Origin of the sequence: Nocardiopsis sp. FIRDI 009 (assembly GCF_003386285.1) — a bacterium.
Taxonomy (GTDB): domain Bacteria; phylum Actinomycetota; class Actinomycetes; order Streptosporangiales; family Streptosporangiaceae; genus Nocardiopsis.
Genome location: NZ_QPNC01000023.1, coordinates 61,293 through 83,242, shown reverse-complemented (window position 1 = coordinate 83,242; position 21,950 = coordinate 61,293). Strand labels below are relative to the sequence as shown.

The 21,950-nt window shown below is 69.6% G+C and carries 14 protein-coding genes, 1 tRNA gene and 1 pseudogene; 13 read left to right on the top strand and 3 right to left on the bottom strand.

Annotation, left to right across the window (positions count from 1 at the left end; translation table 11 throughout):
- Position 1 precedes the first annotated feature (1 nt).
- Together DVR05_RS20050 and DVR05_RS20045 are read left to right on the top strand one after the other, a co-directional pair.
- A complete protein-coding gene (locus DVR05_RS20050) occupies positions 2–1,084 on the top strand; it encodes a UDP-N-acetylmuramate dehydrogenase (protein ID WP_198659256.1) in 1,083 nt (360 codons plus the stop codon).
- Between the two features lie 345 nt (positions 1,085–1,429).
- The gene (locus DVR05_RS20045) at positions 1,430–2,023 is read left to right on the top strand and encodes a TMEM165/GDT1 family protein (RefSeq protein WP_116247443.1); all 594 of its coding nucleotides are present in this window, start codon (positions 1,430–1,432) and stop codon (positions 2,021–2,023) included.
- Positions 2,024–2,041: 18 nt separating this feature from the next.
- Here DVR05_RS20045 and DVR05_RS20040 read toward each other — a convergent pair whose 3' ends face one another.
- Positions 2,042–3,091 (bottom strand): adenosine deaminase, encoded by a 1,050-nt coding sequence (locus DVR05_RS20040; RefSeq protein WP_116247442.1) that lies wholly within the window; start codon positions 3,089–3,091, stop codon positions 2,042–2,044.
- Between the two features lie 265 nt (positions 3,092–3,356).
- A complete protein-coding gene (locus tag DVR05_RS20035; RefSeq protein ID WP_116247441.1) occupies positions 3,357–4,565 on the bottom strand; it encodes a pyridoxal phosphate-dependent aminotransferase in 1,209 nt (402 codons plus the stop codon).
- A gap of 223 nt (positions 4,566–4,788) precedes the next feature.
- Between DVR05_RS20035 and DVR05_RS20030 the strand changes: the two genes are divergently transcribed.
- The 5 genes and pseudogenes from DVR05_RS20030 to rplA all read left to right on the top strand — a co-directional run bounded on the left by DVR05_RS20030 (position 4,789) and on the right by rplA (position 7,655).
- Positions 4,789–4,861 (top strand) — tRNA-Trp (locus DVR05_RS20030).
- Between the two features lie 97 nt (positions 4,862–4,958).
- Positions 4,959–5,192, top strand: a pseudogene (secE, locus tag DVR05_RS20025) (preprotein translocase subunit SecE); the annotation flags it as partial.
- Between the two features lie 302 nt (positions 5,193–5,494).
- A complete protein-coding gene (nusG, locus tag DVR05_RS20020; protein ID WP_116247440.1) occupies positions 5,495–6,304 on the top strand; it encodes a transcription termination/antitermination protein NusG in 810 nt (269 codons plus the stop codon).
- A gap of 126 nt (positions 6,305–6,430) precedes the next feature.
- Entirely contained in the window at positions 6,431–6,859 is a 429-nt protein-coding gene (rplK, locus tag DVR05_RS20015) for a 50S ribosomal protein L11 (protein ID WP_017598524.1), read from the top strand.
- A gap of 118 nt (positions 6,860–6,977) precedes the next feature.
- Positions 6,978–7,655 carry a 50S ribosomal protein L1 gene (gene rplA, locus DVR05_RS20010; protein ID WP_116247439.1) on the top strand — a complete coding sequence of 226 codons (678 nt, stop codon included), beginning with the start codon at positions 6,978–6,980 and terminating at the stop codon, positions 7,653–7,655.
- Positions 7,656–7,745: 90 nt separating this feature from the next.
- Here rplA and DVR05_RS20005 read toward each other — a convergent pair whose 3' ends face one another.
- On the bottom strand, positions 7,746–8,594 hold the full coding sequence (locus tag DVR05_RS20005) for an LppX_LprAFG lipoprotein (RefSeq protein WP_116247438.1): 849 nt from the start codon (positions 8,592–8,594) through the stop codon (positions 7,746–7,748).
- Between the two features lie 446 nt (positions 8,595–9,040).
- Between DVR05_RS20005 and rplJ the strand changes: the two genes are divergently transcribed.
- From rplJ to rpsL, 6 genes are all read left to right on the top strand, one after another.
- Positions 9,041–9,568: a 50S ribosomal protein L10 gene (gene rplJ, locus DVR05_RS20000; protein WP_116247437.1), complete on the top strand. Its 528-nt coding sequence runs from the start codon at positions 9,041–9,043 to the stop codon at positions 9,566–9,568.
- Positions 9,569–9,665: 97 nt separating this feature from the next.
- Positions 9,666–10,055: a 50S ribosomal protein L7/L12 gene (rplL, locus tag DVR05_RS19995; RefSeq protein ID WP_116247436.1), complete on the top strand. Its 390-nt coding sequence runs from the start codon at positions 9,666–9,668 to the stop codon at positions 10,053–10,055.
- 692 nt (positions 10,056–10,747) lie between these two features.
- Positions 10,748–14,215 carry a DNA-directed RNA polymerase subunit beta gene (gene rpoB / locus DVR05_RS19990; protein WP_116247435.1) on the top strand — a complete coding sequence of 1,156 codons (3,468 nt, stop codon included), beginning with the start codon at positions 10,748–10,750 and terminating at the stop codon, positions 14,213–14,215.
- A gap of 34 nt (positions 14,216–14,249) precedes the next feature.
- Positions 14,250–18,128, top strand: a complete 3,879-nt coding sequence (locus DVR05_RS19985; protein ID WP_116247434.1) for a DNA-directed RNA polymerase subunit beta' — start codon at positions 14,250–14,252, stop codon at positions 18,126–18,128.
- Positions 18,129–19,300: 1,172 nt separating this feature from the next.
- The gene (locus tag DVR05_RS26690) at positions 19,301–21,097 is read left to right on the top strand and encodes a hypothetical protein (protein ID WP_157982483.1); all 1,797 of its coding nucleotides are present in this window, start codon (positions 19,301–19,303) and stop codon (positions 21,095–21,097) included.
- Between the two features lie 479 nt (positions 21,098–21,576).
- Positions 21,577–21,948: a 30S ribosomal protein S12 gene (gene rpsL, locus DVR05_RS19975; protein ID WP_014912437.1), complete on the top strand. Its 372-nt coding sequence runs from the start codon at positions 21,577–21,579 to the stop codon at positions 21,946–21,948.
- Positions 21,949–21,950: the final 2 nt, after the last annotated feature.

Here is a 21,950-nt window from a genome sequence, read left to right as displayed (position 1 = left end):
CGTGTCCACACTCCCCGGAGCCCTGCTCTCCGACCACACCACGCTCGGGCTGGGCGGCCCGGCCAAGACCTTCCTCGCCGCCCGCACCACCGAGGCGCTGGTGGAGGCGGTCACCACGGCGGACCGGGACGGCGAGCCGCTCCTGGTCCTGGGCGGCGGCAGCAACCTGGTCGTCGCCGACGACGGCTTCGCGGGCACCGTCGTGCACGTCGACTCGCGCGGGGTCTTTCTCACCGAGGCCGGACGCGACCCCGAGACCGGTGAGGACGTCGTGCTGCTGCGCGCGGAGGCGGGCGTCGAGTGGGATCCGCTGGTGGAGCGCACGGTCGCCGAGGGGCTCAGCGGCATCGAGTTCCTGTCCGGGATCCCCGGCCGGGTCGGGTCCACCCCCATCCAGAACGTGGGCGCCTACGGCCAGGACGTCAGCCAGACCGTGCGCGAGGTGCTCGTCCACGACCGGCGCACGGGTGAGCGGCGCACCATGAGCAACGCCGAGTGCGGCTTCACCTACCGCGACAGCGTGTTCAAGGGCCAGGACCGCTACGTCGTGTGCGAGGTCGTCTTCGAGCTGCGCAGATCCGAGCTGAGCCGACCCATCCGCTACGCCGAGGTGGCCAGGGCCCTGGGGACCGAGGCGGGCGCCCGGGTGCCCCTGGCCAGGGCCCGGGAGACCGTTCTGGCCCTGCGCGCGGGCAAGGGCATGGTCCTGGACGCGGACGACCCCGACACGCGCAGCGCGGGGTCGTTCTTCACCAACCCCGTCGTGACCGCCGAGGAGTTCGCCGCCGTGCGCGACCGCGCGGCCGCGCGGCTCGGCCCGGACGTCGAGGTCCCCGGGCACCCGGACGGCGACGGCAACGTCAAGCTGTCCGCCGCCTGGCTGATCGACCGGGCCGGGTTCACCAAGGGGTACGGGGCCGGCCCCGCCCGGATCTCGGGCAAGCACACGCTGGCGCTGACCAACCCGGGCGGCGCGACCACGCGCGACCTGCTGGACCTGGCCCGCGAGGTGCGGTCCGGGGTCGAGGCCGCGTTCGGCGTGCGCCTGGTCAACGAACCCGTGCTGGTCGGGGTGTCCCTGTAGGGGGTGCGCCCCCGCTCCCGTGGCCGCGCCCAATTCTTGAGTTGGGCACGGCCAACTTGTTTATCAGGGGCTCCTGAAAAACAAATTCGCCGGGCGAATGAATTGCCTTTTCCCTTTGTTTTGATAAAGTCGTGTTCGTCGAAGGGGAGTAGTCCCCAATGCGTGCGATCGACACACTGGCCGCCCGGCGGCCCGGTCGCACGAGCCCGTCACGGCGGTGGATGAACAGCCACCACGCAGGTTCCGGCCAGGGCGGACGAGACCTTTGACCCGGTAGGAAACGACCGGGTTGAAGGGGCGTTCCCTGCTTCCTTCTGCCCGAAACCCTCGGTCGGAGGAGGACGTGTGACGGCATTTCTCACGGGTCTGGCTGTGAGCAGCATCGCCATTCTCGTCGCGGAGATGGGCGACAAGACCCAATTGGTGGCGATGTCCCTGGCGACCCGTTACCGCGCCCGCACGGTCATCCTCGGCATCACCGCGGCCACCGCCGTCGTCCACGCGGGCAGCGTCCTGCTGGCCGAGGTCCTGGGGTCCGGTATCCCCACCGACTGGCTGACCTTCACGGCCGGGCTCGCCTTCGTCGTCTTCGGGTTCTGGACCCTGCGCGGGGACGAGATGACCGCCAGGGACGAGGAGCGCGCCGCCTCCCGGCGGATCCGTTCCGGCCTGCTCACCGTGTTCGTGGTGTTCCTCGCCGCCGAACTCGGGGACAAGACCATGCTCGCCACCGTCACCGTCGGCACCCAGTACCACTGGCTGGCGGTCTGGATCGGCTCGACGGTCGGCATGGTGGCGGCGGACGCCGTCGCCATCGTGCTCGGCGCGGTCCTCGGCAGGAAGCTCCCCGAACAGGCCGTCCGCAGGGGCGCCGCGGCCCTGTTCTTCGCCGCGGGGGCGGCCATGACCGGCCAGGGAGCCTGGCTCCTGCTGAGCTGAACCGGCCCCGGGGCCGGCTCAGACCGGGTCGCCCTCCGGAGGCGCCGCCAGCCACGCGTCGATCCCCGCCAGGAGGTCCTTGCGCACGGCCTCCGGGGCGCCCGATCCCCGTACCGACATCCGCGCCAGCTCGGCGAGCTCGGCGTCGGAGAAGCCGAACACCTCCCGCGCGATCCGGTACTGCTCGACCAGGCGCGGCCCGAACAGCAGCGGGTCGTCGGTGCCCAGGGCGATCTGCACCCCCGAGTCGAAGAGTCTGCGCAGCGGCAGGTGCTCCAGCCTCTCGAACACCCCCAGCCCGACGTTCGAGGTCGGGCAGATCTCCAGCGTCACGCCCTGGGTGGCGATCCGCTCCACCAGGTGCGGGTCCTCCACCGCGCGCACGCCGTGCCCCACCCGGTCGGCCCTGAGGTCGTCCAGGCACTCGCGCACGCTGCGCGGCCCCAGGAGTTCCCCGCCGTGCGGCGCCGACAGCAGCCCCGCGCGCCGGGCGATCCGGAAGGCGGCCTCGAACTCGCGCGCCCGCCCCCGGCGCTCGTCGTTGTTCAGGCCGAAGGACACCACCCCCCGGCCCACGTACTGCCGGGCCAGCCGGGCCAGCGCCCGGGCGTCCATCGGGTGGCGCGTACGGTTGGCGGCCACCATCAGGCCGATCGGGACGCCCGTGTCCCGCTCGGCGGCGCGCGCGGCGTCCAGGATGAGTTCCAGGGTGGCGGTCAGGCCGTCGAACAGGGCGGCGTACCCGCTCGGATCCACCTGGATCTCCAGCCACCCCGACCCCGCGGCCCGCTCGTCCTCGGCCGCCTCGCGCAGCAGCCGGTGGACGTCCTCGGGCCTGCGCAGGACCGAGCGGGCGATGTCGTAGAGGCGCTGGAAGCGGAACCAGCCGCGTTCGTCCGTGGCGCGCAGTCTGGGCGGCCACTCGTCGACCAGGGCCTGGGGGAGGTGGATCCCGTGCTCCCCCGCGAGTTCCACGAGGGTCGAGTGGCGCATCGATCCGGTGAAGTGCAGGTGCAGGTGTGCCTTGGGCAGCCGGTCCAACCGGCGGGCGCTGGTCGGTGTCTCCATGACGCAATGCTGCCGCAAACCGCGCACGCGTGGTACCGGGACCCGAAGACCGGACGGGAAACACCGGTCGAACGCGAACGCGGGAGCGCCCCCGACCGCGGTCGGGGGCGCTCCCGCCGATCCGTTCGGGCGCCGCCGGGGTTCCGGGGACGAGCCGGGCCGCCAGCGAGGAACGGGCGTCAGGCGAGGACGAGGACGGAGAGTCCCCGGCTCCTCACGCGCCAGGACACGGGCCGAGGCGGAGCGGGGCCCGAAGCGGGCACGTCTACTCGGCCTCGGCCAGCAGCTTCTGGATGCGGCTCACGCCCTCGACGAGGTCCTCGTCGCTGAGCGCGTAGGACAGCCGGAGGTAGCCGGGGGTGCCGAAGGCCTCACCGGGCACGACCGCGACCTCGGCCTCCTCCAGGATCAGCTCGGCCAGCTCGGTGGAGGTGCTCGGCCGCCGGCCGCGGATCTCCCTGCCGAGGACGCCCTTGACGGACGGGTAGGCGTAGAAGGCGCCCTGCGGCTCCGGGCAGACCACGCCGTCGATCTCGTTGAGCATCCGGACGATGGTCCTGCGGCGGCGGTCGAAGGACTCGCGCATCGTGTCGACGGCGGACAGGTCACCGGAGACGGCGGCGATCGCGGCGGCCTGCGAGACGTTGGCGACGTTGGAGGTGGCGTGCGACTGGAGGTTGCCCGCGGCCTTGACCACGTCCTTGGGGCCGATGATCCACCCCACGCGCCAGCCGGTCATGGCGTAGGTCTTGGCCACGCCGTTGACGATGACGGTGCGGTCGGCCAGCTCGGGCACCTCGACGGGGATCGAGGAGAACTCGGCGTCGCCGTAGACGAGGTGCTGGTAGATCTCGTCGGTCAGCACCCACAGGTCGTGTTCGAGGGCCCACCGGCCGATCGCGCGTACCTGCTCGCGCGGGTAGACGGCGCCCGTCGGGTTGGACGGGGAGACGAACACCAGGACCTTGGTGCGCTCGGTGCGCGCGGCCTCCAGCTGCTCGACGCTGGCCAGGTAGCCGGTGGTCTCGTCGGTGGTGACGTACACCGGGACGCCGCCCGCGAGCTTGATGGACTCGGGGTAGGTGGTCCAGTAGGGGGCCACGATGATGACCTCGTCCCCCGGGTCGAGCAGGGCGGCGAAGGACTCGTAGATGGCCTGCTTGCCGCCGTTGGTCACCAGGACCTGGGAGGGCTCGACCCGGTACCCGGAGTCGCGGGCGGTCTTCTCGGCGATGGCCTTCTTCAGCTCGGGGAGGCCCCCGGCCGGGGTGTAGCGGTGGAAGCGCGGCTCGCGGGCCGCCTCGACGGCGGCCTCGACGATGTAGTCGGGGGTCGGGAAGTCCGGCTCTCCGGCCCCGAAGCCGATGACGGGGCGCCCCTCCGCCTTCATGGCCTTGGCCTTCGCGTCGACGGCGAGGGTGGCCGACTCGGAGATAGCGCTGATACGTGCAGAGACTCGCGGTCGCTCAGTCATGCCTCCATGGTGTCACGTGCCCCCGACCGCGGTGCCGGGGGAGGGTACAGGCCGGGCGCGGGGCCGGTGCGCCGGGGTGGGCCGGAGGGGCGCGGTTTGGCCTCCGCGCGCCCAGGGCATACACTCGTTCGCGCCGACCGGCCGACGGCGGGACGGCCCCGCGGACAAGCGGGGTGCGGACCCGGTTCGGACCGGCTATGGTGGGGAACGCAGTTTCCGCTCAAGGGCAGTGGCTCAATTGGCAGAGCACCGGTCTCCAAAACCGGCGGTTGGGGGTTCGAGTCCCTCCTGCCCTGCACGAACGCGCGGTGTGGCGGCCTGGTGGCCGCCGCACCGCGCGGGGTATACGGAACTACGGGGATGACCAGCAGCCCGCGACCCTAAGGACCCCAGGTGACCCAGACTGACGCCGACGCCAAGCCCGACAAGGAGCCCAAGCGTCGTACCGGTCCTGTGACCTTCACCAAGCAGGTCGTCGGAGAGCTGCGCAAGGTCCGCTGGCCCACGCGCCGCGAGCTGGTCACGTACACCATCGTCGTCCTGGTGTTCGTCGTCCTCGTCCTGAGCTACGTCTCACTCCTCGACTTCGTCTTCGCCGAGCTCACCACCTGGCTCTACGCCGGATTCAGCCCCGAGGGCGAGTTCCAGTCCCTGCCGATGTGGACCAGCATCGCCACCGGCGGCCTCGCCGTCATCCTCGGCGCGATGGGGCTCATGCGCAGCAAGGGCGACTGAGGCCCTCTCCCGACGATCCCCGGCCCCGGACCGGGTTCGCGTCGCGACCGCGGCACGGTCGCCGCCCGCGTCGCCCCGTGCCTGGTCCCATCCCGGGCGCGGAGACCGTAAGCTGGCAGGACGGGGTTCGACGTCGACCGCTGTCCGGTGCGCGTCGACCCGCAGTAGCGCATCCGACGAGAGAAAGAGCAGCCGTGTCCGAGTCCCCACTGACCCCTGACGACTTCCCCGAAGAGGAGCCGGGTCAGCCGTCGGAGGAAGAGGCCGGCCCGGCGGGCGAGCTGTCCGAGGACACGGCCGAGCGGGCCGACACCGACAGCCCGGAGCTGACCGGCGACGCCGACGAGGCCGACGAGGCCGACGAGGAGGCCGAGCAGGAGCCCGAGCTCCCCAAGCTCGACCCCGTCGAGGAGTTCCGGAACGAGCTGATCCTGCTTCCCGGCGACTGGTACGTCGTGCACACCTACGCCGGGTACGAGAAGCGGGTCAAGGCCAACGTCGAGAGCCGCACCCAGTCGCTCAACATGGAGGACTACATCTTCCAGGTCGAGGTGCCCGAGCACGAGGTCACCGAGGTCAAGAGCGGCAAGCGCCAGCAGGTCACCGAGAAGGTCCTGCCCGGCTACGTGCTCGTCCGCATGGACCTGACCGACGAGTCCTGGTCGGCCATCCGCAACACCCCGGGCGTGACCGGCTTCGTCGGCCTGTCCAACAAGCCCGCCCCGCTCAGCCTCACCGAGGTCGCCAAGCTCCTGGCGCCCGAGCCCGAGGAGGAGCCGGAGGAGGAGCGCAAGGCCAAGGCCGCCGCCGGTGTCGGCGAGGTCCGCTCCGACGTGGCCTACGAGGTCGGCGAGTCCGTCACCGTCATGGAGGGTCCGTTCGCGACCCTGCCCGCCACGGTCAGCGAGATCAACCCGGACACCCAGAAGCTCAAGGTGCTCGTGTCGATCTTCGGCCGCGAGACCCCGGTCGAGCTCTCCTTCAACCAGGTCGCCAAGATCTGAACCGTCCGGGCAGTGACCCGGTCGACGTAGACTTGGTGGGTCCGCCTCCGGGCGGACCCACTCTTGTGCTCCGCCCACGGCAGGGCGGGGACCAGCACACATCGCACATCAGGCAAAGGACCCGATATGCCTCCGAAGAAGAAACTGGCCGCACTCGTCAAGGTGCAGCTCCCCGCCGGTCAGGCCACCCCGGCGCCGCCCGTCGGTACCGCCCTCGGTCCGCACGGCGTCAACATCATGGACTTCTGCAAGCAGTACAACGCTGCTACGGAGGGCCAGCGCGGCAACGTCATCCCCGTAGAGATCTCCATCTACGAGGACCGCTCCTTCAGCTTCGTCACCAAGACGCCCCCGGCGCCGAAGCTGATCCTCAAGGCCGCCGGCCTGGACAAGGCCGCCACCGACCCGGGTCGCAGCACGGCCGGTTCGATCACCGCCGAGCAGGTCCGCGAGATCGCGCAGACCAAGCTGCCCGACCTCAACACCGACGACATCGAGGCCGCCGCCAAGATCGTCGCCGGCACCGCCCGCTCGATGGGCATCGAGGTCAAGTAGCTCCCCGCAGCGGGGCTCCGGGCCGACGTCCGGGCCGCGTGGGGTGCTCGTCGTCAAGAACCGACAGTGGCAGGGCCAGGCGCTGGCCCATCGACCACACGTTCCACAGGAGAACAGCGTGAAGCGCAGCAAGAACCACCGCAAAGCCAGCGAGCTGGTGAACCGTGACAAGCTCTACAGCCCCGCCGAGGCCGTGAAGCTCGCCAAGGAGACCGCCAGCGTGAAGTTCGACGCGACCGTCGAGGTCGCCCTGCGTCTGGGTGTCGACCCGCGCAAGGCCGACCAGATGGTCCGCGGCACCGTGAACCTGCCGAACGGCACCGGTAAGACCGCCCGGGTCCTGGTCTTCGCGACCGGTGAGCGTGCGGAGCAGGCTCGCGCCGCTGGCGCCGACTACGTCGGTGACGACGACCTCGTCCAGGAGGTCCAGAACGGCTTCCTCGACTTCGACGCCGTCGTCGCGACCCCGGACCTCATGGGCAAGGTCGGCCGCCTCGGCCGCGTGCTCGGTCCGCGTGGTCTCATGCCCAACCCCAAGACGGGCACCGTCACCCCGGACGTGGCCAAGGCCGTGACCGACATCAAGGGCGGCAAGATCGAGTTCCGCGTCGACCGCCACGGCAACCTGCACTTCATCATCGGCAAGACGTCCTTCGACGACGCCAAGCTGGTGGAGAACTACCAGGCCGCCATCGACGAGGTGAACCGCCTCAAGCCGTCCGCCGCCAAGGGGCGCTACATCAAGAAGGCCGTGGTCACCACGACCATGGGCCCGAGCATCCCGCTCGAAGCCTGATCACGGGCGCCCGAACGGCCTACAGCCGAACGGCCCCCGGTTCCCGCTCGGGAACCGGGGGCCGTCGTCGTGCCGGAGAGCCGAGGCCGACTACTGGTCGGTGATCTGGTCCTCGGAGGGCATCTCGAAGGAGGTCTCGCCCAGGGCGGAGAAGACGATCGAGACGTCGGAGACGTCGTCGGCGAAGTCCATGCGCATCGGGAAGCCGTCGTCGGCGATCCAGAGGGAGATGTTCATGGCGCCTTCGAGGGAGCCGCCGGTGAGCTTGTTCAGGGCGCTCCGCTGCTCCTCGGGGAGGGCGTCGATCTCCTCACCGGTGAGCGAGCCGTCGACACGGGTGGTCCCGACGCCGTTGATCTCCTCGCTCCCGGCCTCCTCGAACGTCTCGATTCCGGCGACCACCCCGGCGATGTCGGAGAGGTCCGAGGCGTCGAACGTGTTCTCCGGGGAGGGGGCGCCCTCCATGCCGCTGGCGCCGCGCGCCCACTCGGTGGGCACGTCGAGATTGCCGTTGTGGTTGGACACGAGCGGCTCGCCCTCGGCGGGGATGATGAAGATCGAGGTGCCGAGCTCCTCCGCGGTCAGGTCCGAGCTCTCACCGCTGAGTTCGGCCAGGCCCAGGAACATCTCACCGAGGTCCGGCATGACCATGGTGACCTGCACGGCCTCCGGGTCGTCCATGACCTCGTAGGTCATCGTGACCTCCGAGTCCCCGAATTCGGGGTCGGTCGTGGTCACGGCGATGTCCATCGTGTAGTTGTCGACCTCCTCGGTGGTCGAGGCGAGGTCGGCGAGGAGGCTCAGGACGCCTCCGCCCTCGCCCTCCTCCGCGGCCGCGTCGGTGGTCTCCTCGGGCTCCGCGGGCTCGTCACCACCGCAGGCGGCGAGGGACAGGGTCAGGGCGCCGGCGGCGAAGAAAGCCGGCACACGGGTCTTCATGTGGGTGGATACCTTCTCGGTCGGGGGAAGAGAACTCGTCGGGGCGGACACGCCCGAAGCGTCATACTGGCATGCGGGTATGACGTTCCGGACGTTCGCCGACGTTTGTTACTGGGACGTTGTCCCACCTTTCCGGGGTTTCGTGAGGTGCGTCACCCTGCGGGAGCGTCCGTCGCCCGGGAATCCGTTCCCGGCATCCCTCCGGCTCCTGTAGCATGGGTACTTGCCGAAGACCGCTGGTCGTCACCCGAACGGGTGACCTAAGGACCCATCCGCGATGGGCGCCCGCGCAGGTGTCACCAGAGCTTTCCCGTTCCGGGCGCGTCCTGACGCCCCGCGGACGCGGTCGTGCCCCGTGCGCCTGGCGCTCGGGGCTTTTTCTCGTGCTGACGCCGATCGCATGAGTCCTTGGGGACCAACCAGCGTTCACTGTTGGAAGGAGTCCCATGGCGAGGCCGGACAAGGCAGCCGCGGTCGCCGAACTCACGGAGGAACTCCGTGAGTCGAACGGCGCCGTGCTGGCGGAATACCGGGGACTCACTGTGGCCGGGCTCAACGAGCTCCGCCGCAGCCTCGGCCAGAACGCGCGTTTCCGCGTCGTGAAGAACACGCTGACCAAGATCGCCGTGAGCGAGGCCGGGGTCGACGAGAAGGTCAAGGACCTGCTCGAGGGCCCCACCGCCGTCGCCTTCATCCGCGGCGATGTGGTCGAGGCCGCCAAGAGCCTGCGTGACTTCGCGAAGGCGAACGAGCCCCTGGTGATCAAGGGCGGCGTCATCGACGGCAGGTCGATGTCCGCCGACGAGGTCACCAAGCTGGCCGACCTGGAGTCCCGCGAGGTGCTTCTCTCGAAGATGGCCGGTGCGCTCAAGGCCAAGCAGGGCCAGGCCGCCGCCGTCTTCCAGGCGCTCCCGACCAAGGCTGCGCGTCTCGCGCAGGCCCTGGCGGACAAGCGCTCCGAGGAAGCCGCCTAGACAACCTGTTTTCCGGCGGATGTCGACGTCATCCGCCTCATGGCTCGCACGTGGCGCCGACGGGCGCGCGTGTCCGTAGAGAAAGAGAGATCGCATCATGGCGAAGCTCAGCAACGAGGACCTGCTGGCCGCGTTCGAGGAGATGACCCTCCTCGAGCTGTCCGAGTTCGTGAAGCTGTTCGAGGAGAAGTTCGACGTCGAGGCCGCCGCTCCGGCCGCCGTCGTCGCCGCCGCTCCGGGCGCCGGTGGCGGTGCCGCCGAGGCCGAGCCCGAGAAGGACGAGTTCGACGTCATCCTCGAGTCCGCCGGTGACAAGAAGATCCAGGTCATCAAGGAGGTCCGCGGCCTCACGAGCCTGGGCCTGAAGGAGGCCAAGGACCTGGTCGACAACGCTCCGAAGCCGCTGCTCGAGGGCGTCAACAAGGAGGCCGCTGACAAGGCCAAGGCCGCCCTGGAGGGCGCCGGCGCCACCGTCACCCTCAAGTAGTCCCACGCGGGCCGTACGGGCCCGCTGGCACCCGCGGCGCGGCCGTTCCTCCTCCGGGAGGGGCGGCCGCGCCGTCGTGTGTCCGGGGTCCTGTGGCGGGGACGGCCCCTTCCCCGCCCTCGGCGCCGTGTCCGATCCCTTCCCGGGGGTGAGGTGTGCGAAGCTGGGTCGGCGGTGGGACGGGGATCCGCGTGTGCGAACTGTCCGGCGGACGCGATAATCTCCCGTCCCGGGATTCTTGACGGGCCCGGGGGAGAGTGTTTACCCGACCTGGGCGGGGGAACTCTTCCGGGTGTCCGACGGCTCGTACCCCCCTCGGGGCCGGGGCGGGCGCGCTGGACCACCCGTGCGGTCCCGGCGGGTGCCCGGGGACGGAATCCGGGGTCGTGTTCCGCGCCCGGGACGGTGTCCGGGCTTGACGGATCGCCCGCCAGGGGTGATCCTGCCGGTGTCGTGAGTGGCGCCGTGGACCGTGAGTGGACAGCGGTGTGGTGTTCGGCTACACTGCTCTTTTGCGCTGCCCTTTGGTGATCCCTGTGTCGGTGTACGGCTTCCGCCATCCCGTTTTCGTCTGGACACGGTAGCCCGTTCCCGCTCGTTGTGACCGTCTCAACCGTGTTGCGGCGGTCCTCCCGTGACGGATCGTCTGGCGTGCGCGCTTCAACCGCCACAAGCCTTCGGAAGGACCCCTGTTGGCAGCCTCGCGCAACGCCTCCGCTAACGCCCTTGGTCCGCACCGCGTTTCGTTCGCCCGTATTCAGGAACCTCTCGAGGTCCCGAACCTGCTCGCCCTGCAGACCGAGTCGTTCGACTGGCTGCTGGGCAACGAGAAGTGGAAGACCCGGGTCGAGACGGCCCGAAACGCTGGCCGCAAGGACGTTCCGGAGCAGTCAGGTCTCGAAGAGATCTTCGAGGAGATCAGTCCGATCGAGGACTTCTCGGGCACGATGTCGCTGTCGTTCCGCGATCATCGGTTCGAGCCGCCCAAGTACTCCGAAGAGGAGTGCAAGGACAAGGACATGACCTTCTCCGCCCCGATGTTCGTCACGGCGGAGTTCATCAACAACGACACCGGTGAGATCAAGAGCCAGACGGTGTTCATGGGCGACTTCCCGCTCATGACCGCCAAGGGCACCTTCATCATCAACGGCACCGAGCGCGTCGTCGTGTCCCAGCTGGTCCGCTCCCCGGGCGTGTACTTCGACCGGTCGGTCGACAAGAGCTCGGACAAGGACCTCTTCGGCTGCAAGGTCATCCCGTCCCGCGGCGCCTGGCTGGAGTTCGAGGTCGACAAGCGCGACTTCGTCGGTGTGCGTATCGACCGCAAGCGCAAGCAGGGCGTCACCGTCCTGCTCAAGGCGCTGGGCTGGACCACCGACCAGATCCTCGAGCGCTTCGGCCAGTACGAGTCCATCCGCAACACGCTGGAGAAGGACCCGACCGCGGGTACCGACGACGCGCTGCTGGACATCTACCGCAAGCTGCGTCCGGGGGAGCCGCCCACGAAGGAGTCGGCCCAGGCGCTGTTGGAGAACCTCTACTTCAACCCCAAGCGCTACGACCTGGCCAAGGTCGGCCGCTACAAGATCAACAAGAAGCTCGGTCTGGAGACCGACTACACCCAGGGCACCCTCACCGAAGAGGACATCGTCTCCACCATCGACTACCTCGTGCGCCTGCACGCTGGCGAGGTCGAGCGCGAGACGGCCATCGGCGTCCGCCCCGTCGAGACCGACGACATCGACCACTTCGGCAACCGGCGCCTGCGCACGGTCGGCGAGCTCATCCAGAACCAGGTCCGCCTGGGCCTGGCCCGTATGGAGCGCGTCGTCCGCGAGCGGATGACCACCCAGGACGTCGAGGCGATCACGCCGCAGACCCTGATCAACATCCGCCCCGTCGTGGCCTCCATCAAGGAGTTCTTCGGCACCTCGCAGCTGTCCCAGTTCATGGACCAGACCAACCCGCTGGCGGGTCTGACCCACAAGCGCCGCCTCTCGGCGCTGGGCCCGGGCGGTCTGTCCCGTGAGCGCGCGGGCTTCGAGGTCCGTGACGTCCACGCCTCCCACTACGGCCGGATGTGCCCGATCGAGACCCCCGAGGGTCCCAACATCGGTCTGATCGGCTCCCTGGCCGCCTACGGCCGGGTCAACTCCTTCGGGTTCGTCGAGACCCCGTACCGCCGCGTGGTCGACGGTCGCATCACCGACCAGGTCGACTACCTCACCGCGGACGAGGAGGACCGGTACGTCATCGGCCAGGCCAACACGCCGATCAACCCGGACGGCACCTTCGCCGAGTCCCACGTCCTGGTGCGCCGCAAGGGCGAGGAGTTCGAGCAGGTCCGCTCGGACGAGGTCGACTACATGGACGTGTCGCCGCGCCAGATGGTGTCGGTCGCCACCGCCATGATCCCCTTCCTGGAGCACGACGACGCCAACCGCGCGCTCATGGGCTCCAACATGCAGCGCCAGGCCGTGCCGCTGCTGCGGGCCGAGGCGCCCTACGTCGGCACCGGCATGGAGTACCGCGCCGCCACCGACGCCGGCGAGGTCATCCTCGCGGAGAAGGCCGGTGTGGTCGAGGACGTCACCGCCGACTACGTCACCGTGATGGCCGACGACGGCACCCGCAAGACCTACCGCCTGGGCAAGTTCCAGCGCTCCAACCAGGGCACCTGCTTCAACCAGCGGCCGATCGTGCACGAGGGCCAGCGGGTCGAGGAGGGCCAGGTCCTGGCGGACGGCCCGTCCACCGACCAGGGTGAGATGTCGCTGGGCAAGAACCTGCTCGTGGCGTACATGTCCTGGGAGGGCCACAACTACGAGGACGCGATCATCCTCTCCCAGCGTCTGGTGCAGGACGACGTCCTCTCCTCGATCCACATCGAGGAGCACGAGGTCGACGCCCGTGACACCAAGCTGGGCCCGGAGGAGATCACCCGCGAGATCCCCAACGTCAGCGAGGAGGTCCTGGCCGACCTCGACGACCGGGGCATCATCCGGATCGGCGCCGAGGTCGTCGACGGCGACATCCTCGTCGGCAAGGTGACCCCCAAGGGTGAGACCGAGCTGACCCCGGAGGAGCGCCTGCTGCGCGCCATCTTCGGCGAGAAGGCCCGCGAGGTCCGCGACACCTCCCTGAAGGTCCCGCACGGCGAGACCGGCAAGGTCATCGGCGTCCGCGTGTTCAGCCGTGAGGACGGCGACGAGCTCGCCCCGGGCGTCAACGAGATGGTCCGCGTCTACGTCGCCCAGAAGCGCAAGATCACCGACGGCGACAAGCTCGCCGGCCGGCACGGCAACAAGGGCGTCATCGCCAAGATCCTGCCCCAGGAGGACATGCCCTTCCTGGAGGACGGCACGCCGGTCGACATCATCCTCAACCCGCTGGGCGTCCCCGGCCGTATGAACGTCGGCCAGGTCCTGGAGGTCCATCTGGGCTGGCTGGCCAAGAACGGCTGGAAGGTCGACGGGCTCGACGAACCGTGGAAGCAGTCGCTCCACGAGATCGGGGCCTCCGAGGCCGAGCCCGACTCCAACGTGGCCACCCCGGTCTTCGACGGCCTGCGCGGTGACGAGCTCAGCGGCCTGATCCAGTCGGTCCGTCCCAACAAGGACGGCAACCGCCTGATCAACGAGGACGGCAAGGCGCGGCTGTTCGACGGCCGCACCGGTGAGCCGTTCGCCGAGCCGATCTCCGTCGGCTACAAGTACATCCTGAAGCTCCACCACCTCGTGGACGACAAGATCCACGCGCGCTCCACCGGCCCGTACTCGATGATCACCCAGCAGCCGCTGGGCGGTAAGGCGCAGTTCGGCGGTCAGCGCTTCGGTGAGATGGAGGTCTGGGCGCTGGAGGCGTACGGCGCCGCCTACGCGCTCCAGGAGCTGCTCACCATCAAGTCCGACGACGTGGTGGGCCGGGTCAAGGTCTATGAGGCCATCGTCAAGGGCGAGAACATCCCCGAGCCGGGCATCCCTGAGTCCTTCAAGGTGCTCATCAAGGAGATGCAGTCGCTCTGTCTGAACGTGGAGGTGCTGTCCAGTGACGGTATGTCCATCGAGATGCGGGACAGCGACGAGGACGTCTTCCGCGCGGCGGAAGAGCTGGGAATCGACCTGGGTCGGCGTGAGCCGAGCAGTGTCGAAGAGGTCTAACTTCCGCGATCTTCGAGAGCAGGGGACGAATTAAGTGCTCGACGTCAACTTCTTCGACGAGCTGCGCATTGGCCTGGCCACGGCCGACGACATCCGCCAGTGGTCGCACGGCGAGGTCAAGAAGCCCGAAACCATCAACTACCGGACCCTCAAGCCCGAGAAGGACGGCCTCTTCTGCGAGAAGATCTTCGGTCCGACCCGGGACTGGGAGTGCTACTGCGGCAAGTACAAGCGCGTCCGCTTCAAGGGCATCATCTGTGAGCGCTGCGGCGTCGAGGTGACCCGTGCCAAGGTGCGCCGTGAGCGGATGGGCCACATCGAGCTGGCCGCGCCCGTCACGCACATCTGGTACTTCAAGGGCGTGCCCTCCCGTCTGGGCTACCTGCTGGACCTGGCGCCGAAGGATCTCGAGAAGATCATCTACTTCGCCGCCTACATGGTCACGTGGGTGGACACGGAGGCCCGTGAGCGCGACCTGCAGTCCCTGGAGGCGCGGATCTCGGTCGAGAAACAGCACCTGGAGCAGCGCCGCGACTCCACCATCGAGGAGCGCCACCGCAAGCTCGAGGCCGACCTGGCCGAGCTGGAGGAGCAGGGCGCCAAGGGCGACGCCCGCCGCAAGGTGCGCGAGAGCGCCGAGCGCGAGATGCGCCAGCTGCGCGACCGGGCCCAGCGCGAGATCGACCGCCTCGACGAGGTCTGGAACCGCTTCAAGAACCTCAAGGTCCAGGACCTCGAGGGCGACGAGATGCTCTACCGCGAGATGCGGGACCGCTTCGGGAAGTACTTCCGCGGCGGCATGGGCGCCCAGGCCATCCAGGACCGGCTCTCCAACTTCGAGCTGGACCAGGAGGCGGAGAAGCTCCGCGAGACCATCCGCACCGGCAAGGGCCAGAAGAAGGCCCGCGCCCTCAAGCGGCTCAAGGTCGTCTCGGCGTTCCTCAACACCACCAACAGCCCCATGGGCATGGTGCTCGACTGCATCCCGGTCATCCCGCCGGACCTGCGTCCGATGGTGCAGCTGGACGGTGGCCGCTTCGCGACCTCCGACCTCAACGACCTGTACCGCCGGGTGATCAACCGGAACAACCGCCTCAAGAGACTGCTCGATCTCGGCGCGCCCGAGATCATCGTCAACAACGAGAAGCGGATGCTCCAGGAGGCCGTCGACGCCCTGTTCGACAACGGCCGCCGCGGCCGTCCGGTCACCGGTCCGGGCAACCGTCCGCTCAAGTCGCTGTCCGACATGCTCAAGGGCAAGCAGGGCCGCTTCCGGCAGAACCTGCTCGGTAAGCGCGTCGACTACTCCGGCCGTTCGGTCATCGTCGTCGGTCCGCAGCTGAAGCTGCACCAGTGCGGTCTGCCCAAGCAGATGGCCCTGGAGCTGTTCAAGCCGTTCGTGATGAAGCGCCTGGTCGACCTGAACCACGCGCAGAACATCAAGAGCGCCAAGCGGATGGTGGAGCGGTCCCGCCCGGTCGTGTGGGACGTCCTCGAAGAGGTCATCACCGAGCACCCGGTGCTGCTCAACCGTGCTCCGACGCTGCACCGCCTGGGCATCCAGGCCTTCGAACCGCAGCTGGTCGAGGGCAAGGCCATCCAGATCCACCCGCTCGTCTGCACGGCGTTCAACGCCGACTTCGACGGTGACCAGATGGCCGTGCACCTGCCGCTGTCCGCCGAGGCCCAGGCCGAGGCGCGGCTGCTGATGCTGGCCACGAACAACATCCTCAAGCCGTCCGACGGCAAGCCCGTGACCATGCCCACCCAGGACATGATCATCGGTCTGTACTACCTGACGACGGAGAAGGCCGGAGCCAAGGGCGAGGGGCGGGCGTTCCTCTCCCCGGCCGAGGCGATCATGGCCTACGACCTGGGCGACCTCGACCTCCAGGCCAAGATCCGGCTGCGGATCGCCGACGGCGCTCCCGCGCCCAAGGACTGGACCCCGCCGGAGGACTGGCAGCCGGGTGAGCCCTACACCCTGGAGACGACGCTGGGCCGGTACCTCTTCAACGAGACCACCCCGGTCGACTACCCGTACGTCAACTTCCAGGTGGGCAAGAAGCAGATCTCGGCGCTGGTCAACGACCTGGCCGAGAACTACCCCAAGGTCCAGGTCGCCACGACCCTGGACGCCCTGAAGGACGCCGGTTACCGCTGGGCCACCCGGTCCGGTCTGACCATCGGTATCGAGGACGTCGTCGCGCCTCCGGCCAAGACGGAGATCCTCGAGGGCTACGAGCGCAAGGCCGACAAGATCCAGCGCGAGTTCGACCGCGGTCTCATCACCGACGACGAGCGCCGTCAGGAACTCACCGAGGTGTGGACCCAGGCCACCGCCGAGGTCGCCCGGAACATGGAGGACAACTTCCCCGCCGACAACCCGGTGTGGATGATGGTCCAGTCCGGCGCCCGCGGTAACCCGATGCAGGTGCGTCAGATCGCCGGTATCCGCGGTCTGGTCTCCAACACCAGGGGTGAGACGATCCCGCGCCCGATCAAGTCCTCCTACCGCGAGGGCCTGTCCGTCCTGGAGTACTTCATCTCCACGCACGGTCAGCGCAAGGGTCTGGCCGACACCGCCCTGCGTACCGCCGACTCGGGTTACCTGACCCGTCGTCTGGTGGACGTCGCGCAGGACGTCATCGTCCGCGAGGTCGACTGCGGCACCGACCGCTCGCTCTGGCACGAGATCGGTGAGAAGACCGCCTCCGGCGCCGTCGTGCGCAAGCACAACGTCGAGAACACCGGTTTCGGTCGCACCCTCGCCGAGGACGTCGTGGACGCGGACGGCAACGTCATCCTGCCCGCGCTCACCGACACCTCCGAGCAGAACATCGACAAGCTGGTCGCGGCGGGCATCACCCGCGTGCGCATCCGCTCGTCGCTCACCTGTGAGGCGAAGATCGGTGTGTGCTCCACCTGCTACGGCCGCTCCATGGCGACCGGCAAGCCGGTGGACGTCGGTGAGGCGATCGGTATCATCGCGGCCCAGTCCATCGGTGAGCCCGGTACCCAGCTGACCATGCGGACCTTCCACATGGGTGGTTCGGCTGGTCAGGACATCACCCACGGTCTGCCCCGTGTCCAGGAGCTCTTCGAGGCCCGCATCCCCAAGGGCGTGGCCCCGATCTCCGAGATGGAGGGCCGGATCCGGATCGACGACACGGAGAAGAGCCGTAAGATCGTCGTCATCCCGGACGACGGCTCGGACGAGATCGCCTACCCGGTGCCGATGCGCGCCCAGCTCCTGGTCAGCGACGACGACCACGTGTCGGTCGGCCAGCAGTTGATCCAGGGTGCGATCAACCCGCACGAGGTCCTCCGCATCCAGGGCCCGCGCGCGGTGCAGCAGCACCTCGTGTCGGAGGTCCAGGAGGTCTACAAGTCGCAGGGTGTGTCCATCCACGACAAGCACATCGAGATCATCGTCCGCCAGATGCTCAAGCGGGTGAACATCCTCGAGTCGGGTGACACCGAGCTGCTGCCGGGTGAGATGGTCGAGCGGCCGAAGTTCGAGCGGATCAACCGCCGGGTCGTCTCCGAGGGCGGACAGCCCGCGGCCGGACGTCCGGTGCTGCTCGGCATCACCAAGGCCTCGCTGGCCACGGAGTCCTGGCTGTCGGCGGCCTCCTTCCAGGAGACCACCCGGGTGCTCACCGAGAACGCGATCCACGGCAAGAGCGACCCGCTCCTCGGCCTCAAGGAGAACGTCATCATCGGTAAGCTCATCCCGGCCGGTACCGGTATTCCGCAGTACCGCAACATCCGGGTGGAGCCGACAGAGGAGGCCAAGGCCTCGATGTACTCGGTCTCCGGGTACGAGGAGCCCAGCGAGTACACCTTCGGGCAGGGGTCGGGCGAGGCCGTCCCGCTGGAGGAGTACGACTTCGGGCCCTACAACCGGTAAGAGCGGTTGACTGAACGGACGGCGGCGGTCCACCACCTCCTCACGGGGGTGGTGCCGCCGCCGTTCGACGTGGTCGGTCCGCACATCGCGGTGTGGACGGGGAGAGGGCGCTTCGGCGCTGTCGGGAGAGCAGGCGCACAGTGACTGAAAACGGGGGCGGACGGGACTCGGGCGCGCGCGAGGCGGACTCGTGGTTCAAGCCGAGCGAGAACCGCTACCGCACGCAGTCGGAGTACCAGGACCCGATGGAGAACGGTGAGACCGGCGACACGGTCTTCCCGGACAGCGGGGGTTACGCGGGGCTGAGCACGTCGCGCCCCCCGATGGTCGAGCCGTACCCGGAGGCGTTGGGCGGCCCGCCGCAGGAGACCCCTCCGGCCCCGCCGACACCGGGCGCCCTCTCCTACCCCGGTGCCAGCCCCTCGGCGTACGAGCCGCTGACCCGGGTCCCTGGGGAGCCCGAGCCGGATGACGAGCCGAGCTTCCCGGGGATCGCGGCGAGCGCGGAGGTCCCGCTGCCTCCCGAATCCGAGGACACGCCGTGGAACGCCGATGACACGCGTGACCGGCCGTGGACGGCCGAGCCCGAGTACCCGTCTGTCGATGAGTCGCGGGGTGCCGGTGGCACCGGTGGCCTGGGTGATGAGCCGTGGTCGCCGGGCGCGTCCGTCGGGTCTGCCGCGCCGTCGTTCGACGGGTCCCGGGACGGTTCCACCGGTCAGTCGTGGTCGTCGGACCCCGCCTCCTCCCCGGTCGATGAGTCGCGGGGTGCCGGTGACACGGATGGCCTGGGTGAGGAGCCCTGGGCATCGGGCGCCGCTTCGTCGTTCGACGAGTCCCGGGGCGCTTCCACCGCTCAGCCGTGGACGGCCGAGCCCGAGTACCCGTCTGTCGACGAGTCGCGGAGTGCCGGTGGACCGGGTGGCCTGAGTGATAATCCGTGGTCCTCCGATGCGCCGCGCATCGACCAGCCGTGGTCCCCGGGATCCGATGGCGCCTCGGGTGACGAGCGGTGGGATCCGGGTGTCGCCCCCTCCGCCTCGGCGTCCCCCGAGACCGCCGCTCCGTCGACCGGTGCTCCGGGGGCCCCTGATGACGCGGGTCTCCTGGGCGATGAACCGTGGTCGCCGGGTGCGCCCTCGGCTTCGGGCGGTCCGTCCGCCGGGTCCGCCGTGCCGTCGTTCGACGGGTCCCGGGACGGTTCCGTCGATCAGCCGTGGTCGCCGGACCCCGCTTCCTCCCTGGGCGGTGAGCCGTGGAACGCGGGTGACCGGGATGACGAGCCGTGGTCGCCGGGTGCGGCCGCCGAGTCCTCCGGGGCCGCTGCTTCGCCGCTCGACGAGACCGACCAGCCGTGGTCCTCCGAGCCCGCGTCGCCGTCGGCCGACGCACCGTGGGGGACGGGTACCGCTCCCGCCGACCCCACCGCGCCCGCGGCCGATGAGCAGTGGGACACCGGTGACGCACATGACCGGGGTGACCGGCCGTGGGCGGCCGAGCCTGCGCGTGCCGACGAGCCCCAGGGCGCCTCCACCGACCGGCCCTGGACCCCCGACTCCGCCCTCGACCGCGTCAACGAGGCGTGGTCCCCCGGCACTCCTCCGGCCAACGAGCCCTGGACCCCCGGCGCCCCGACCGACGACGGACTCGGGCCCCGCCCCCCGATGCCCTCGGCGGAGGGTCCGGACCCCCTGGCCCCGCCTCCGGACTCCTGGGCCGACGACGAACTCGGTGCCGACTCCTGGGGCACGGACGCCCGTCGCTCCGGTGACCCCGGCGGTCCCCGGGCGTGGGACGAGCGCACCGACGACCTCGACGCCTGGGCTTCGGCCCGGGACGGAGACGGCGCGGGGGCCGCCGAGCCGTGGACCGGCCGGTCCACCGACGGTTACGACGACGAACTCTCGCCCGCCCCGACACCCGTCGAGCAGGATCCGCCCGGGGGCGGCACCGGCAACACGTGGGTGTTCGACCGGGACGACGCCCGTCTGCCCGACTCGGTGCGCGAGGCCGAGCGACGCCGCCGTGAGAACGGCCCGGCCCAACCCGAGTTCCGGGAGTGGGGGGCGGACCCCGAGGACCCGGACACCGGCGCCCTCTCCGCCGCCGTTCCCTCCTCCGACGACCCGCTCGGGGCGATCGCCGAGATGCAGACGCGGGCCCGTTCCCAGGACGAGGCGGAGGTCCGCGACGCGGACCAGCAGCCCGGCGGCGCCACGCAGATGTTCGACGCCCTCTCTTTCGACGACCCCGAGCCGGGGGCCGACCGCCAGGGGGCGCCCGCCTACGACGACGGGGACTACGACGACTACGGGGACGGCTACGACGACCCCCGCTACACCGACGAGGGGTACGCCGACGACGGCTACCCCGAGGACGGTTACGCCGACGACGGGTACGCCGGGCAGCCGTACGACTCCCGGTACCACGACACCGGATACGACGAGGACACGGCGGACGGCTACGACGACGCCCCCCGCGCCGCCGCTCCCGGGGTGCCCTCGGACCTGGGGCCCGCACCGGAGGAGGCGGGCGGTCCGCAGGCGCCGGACTCGGAGTCCGCCTACGACGACGGGTTCACCCCCGCCGACTACGGGATGCCGGTGGACCGGTCGAAGCAGCGGCGGCGGCGCGACCCGATCGCGAGCGACTTCCCCGGCTTCGACGACCGGCCGCCCGGCGGTGAGGTGGGCGACGCCTACCCCGGCTACGACAGCATCGAGTTCCTCGCCGACACCGACCGGGGGGCGCTGGTCACCCTGTGGCTGGGCCTGGCCTCACTGCTGCCCGGCATCGGTCTGGTCACCGCCGCCGTGGCGCTGTTCGTCACCGGGCCGAAGGCCAAGCGGGCGATCCGCGGGTCGAACGGCCAACTCGACGGCCTGGGGCTGATCACCACCGGAACGGTGTTCGCGGTGGTCGGCATCCTGGTCACAGTGATCTCGGTCGCCTTCTTCTTCGTCCTCTAGCGCATCGGCCGCCCTCTCCGGACCCCGTCCGGCGGAGGGCGGCCGTCCGTGTGGGGGACGACATCCCCATCCAGCACGGAAAGCTGGGACGAAACAAGCCCCGAAGCGCGTAGACTAGAGGGGACCCACGGCTACGCGAGGATCGAAACTCGCCATGTCGCACACCGTTTTGACCGTGTACACGGCGAGCGGTAGCCTGTGTGATTGTGCCCGTGAGTCGACGGGTCACACGTGTGTGTGCGGCGCCTTTCGCCCGACCGGGAGCGGCCTGAACCCTCCCGAGGTTCGGCACTGGCGTGCCGCTCATGTGAACCCCCTTCCATCAACGGCCCCTGGCCGGGTGTGCTCCGCTTCGCCCTGCGCGAGAACGAGCGCGACACGCCCGACATCGGGGGTCGGGAAGATTCGGGAAATCCAGCAGGTCAATAGCGATATCGGCTACGAGAACCGGCGTAGGTCACGAGGAAGACGGAGACGCGGTGCCCACCATCCAGCAGCTGGTCCGTAAGGGCCGACAGGACAAGGTCGCAAAGAACAAGACCCCGGCGCTGAAGGGGAGTCCGCAGCGTCGTGGTGTGTGCACGCGTGTCTACACCACTACGCCGAAGAAGCCCAACTCCGCTCTGCGCAAGGTCGCTCGCGTGAAGCTGAGCAGCGGCATTGAGGTCACTGCCTACATTCCCGGCATCGGCCACAACCTCCAGGAGCACAGCATCGTGCTCGTCCGCGGTGGTCGTGTGAAGGACCTGCCGGGCGTCCGCTACCGAATTGTCCGCGGCTCGCTCGACACCCAGGGTGTCCGGGGCCGCAAGCAGGCGCGTAGCCACTACGGCGCCAAGAAGGAGAAGTAAGC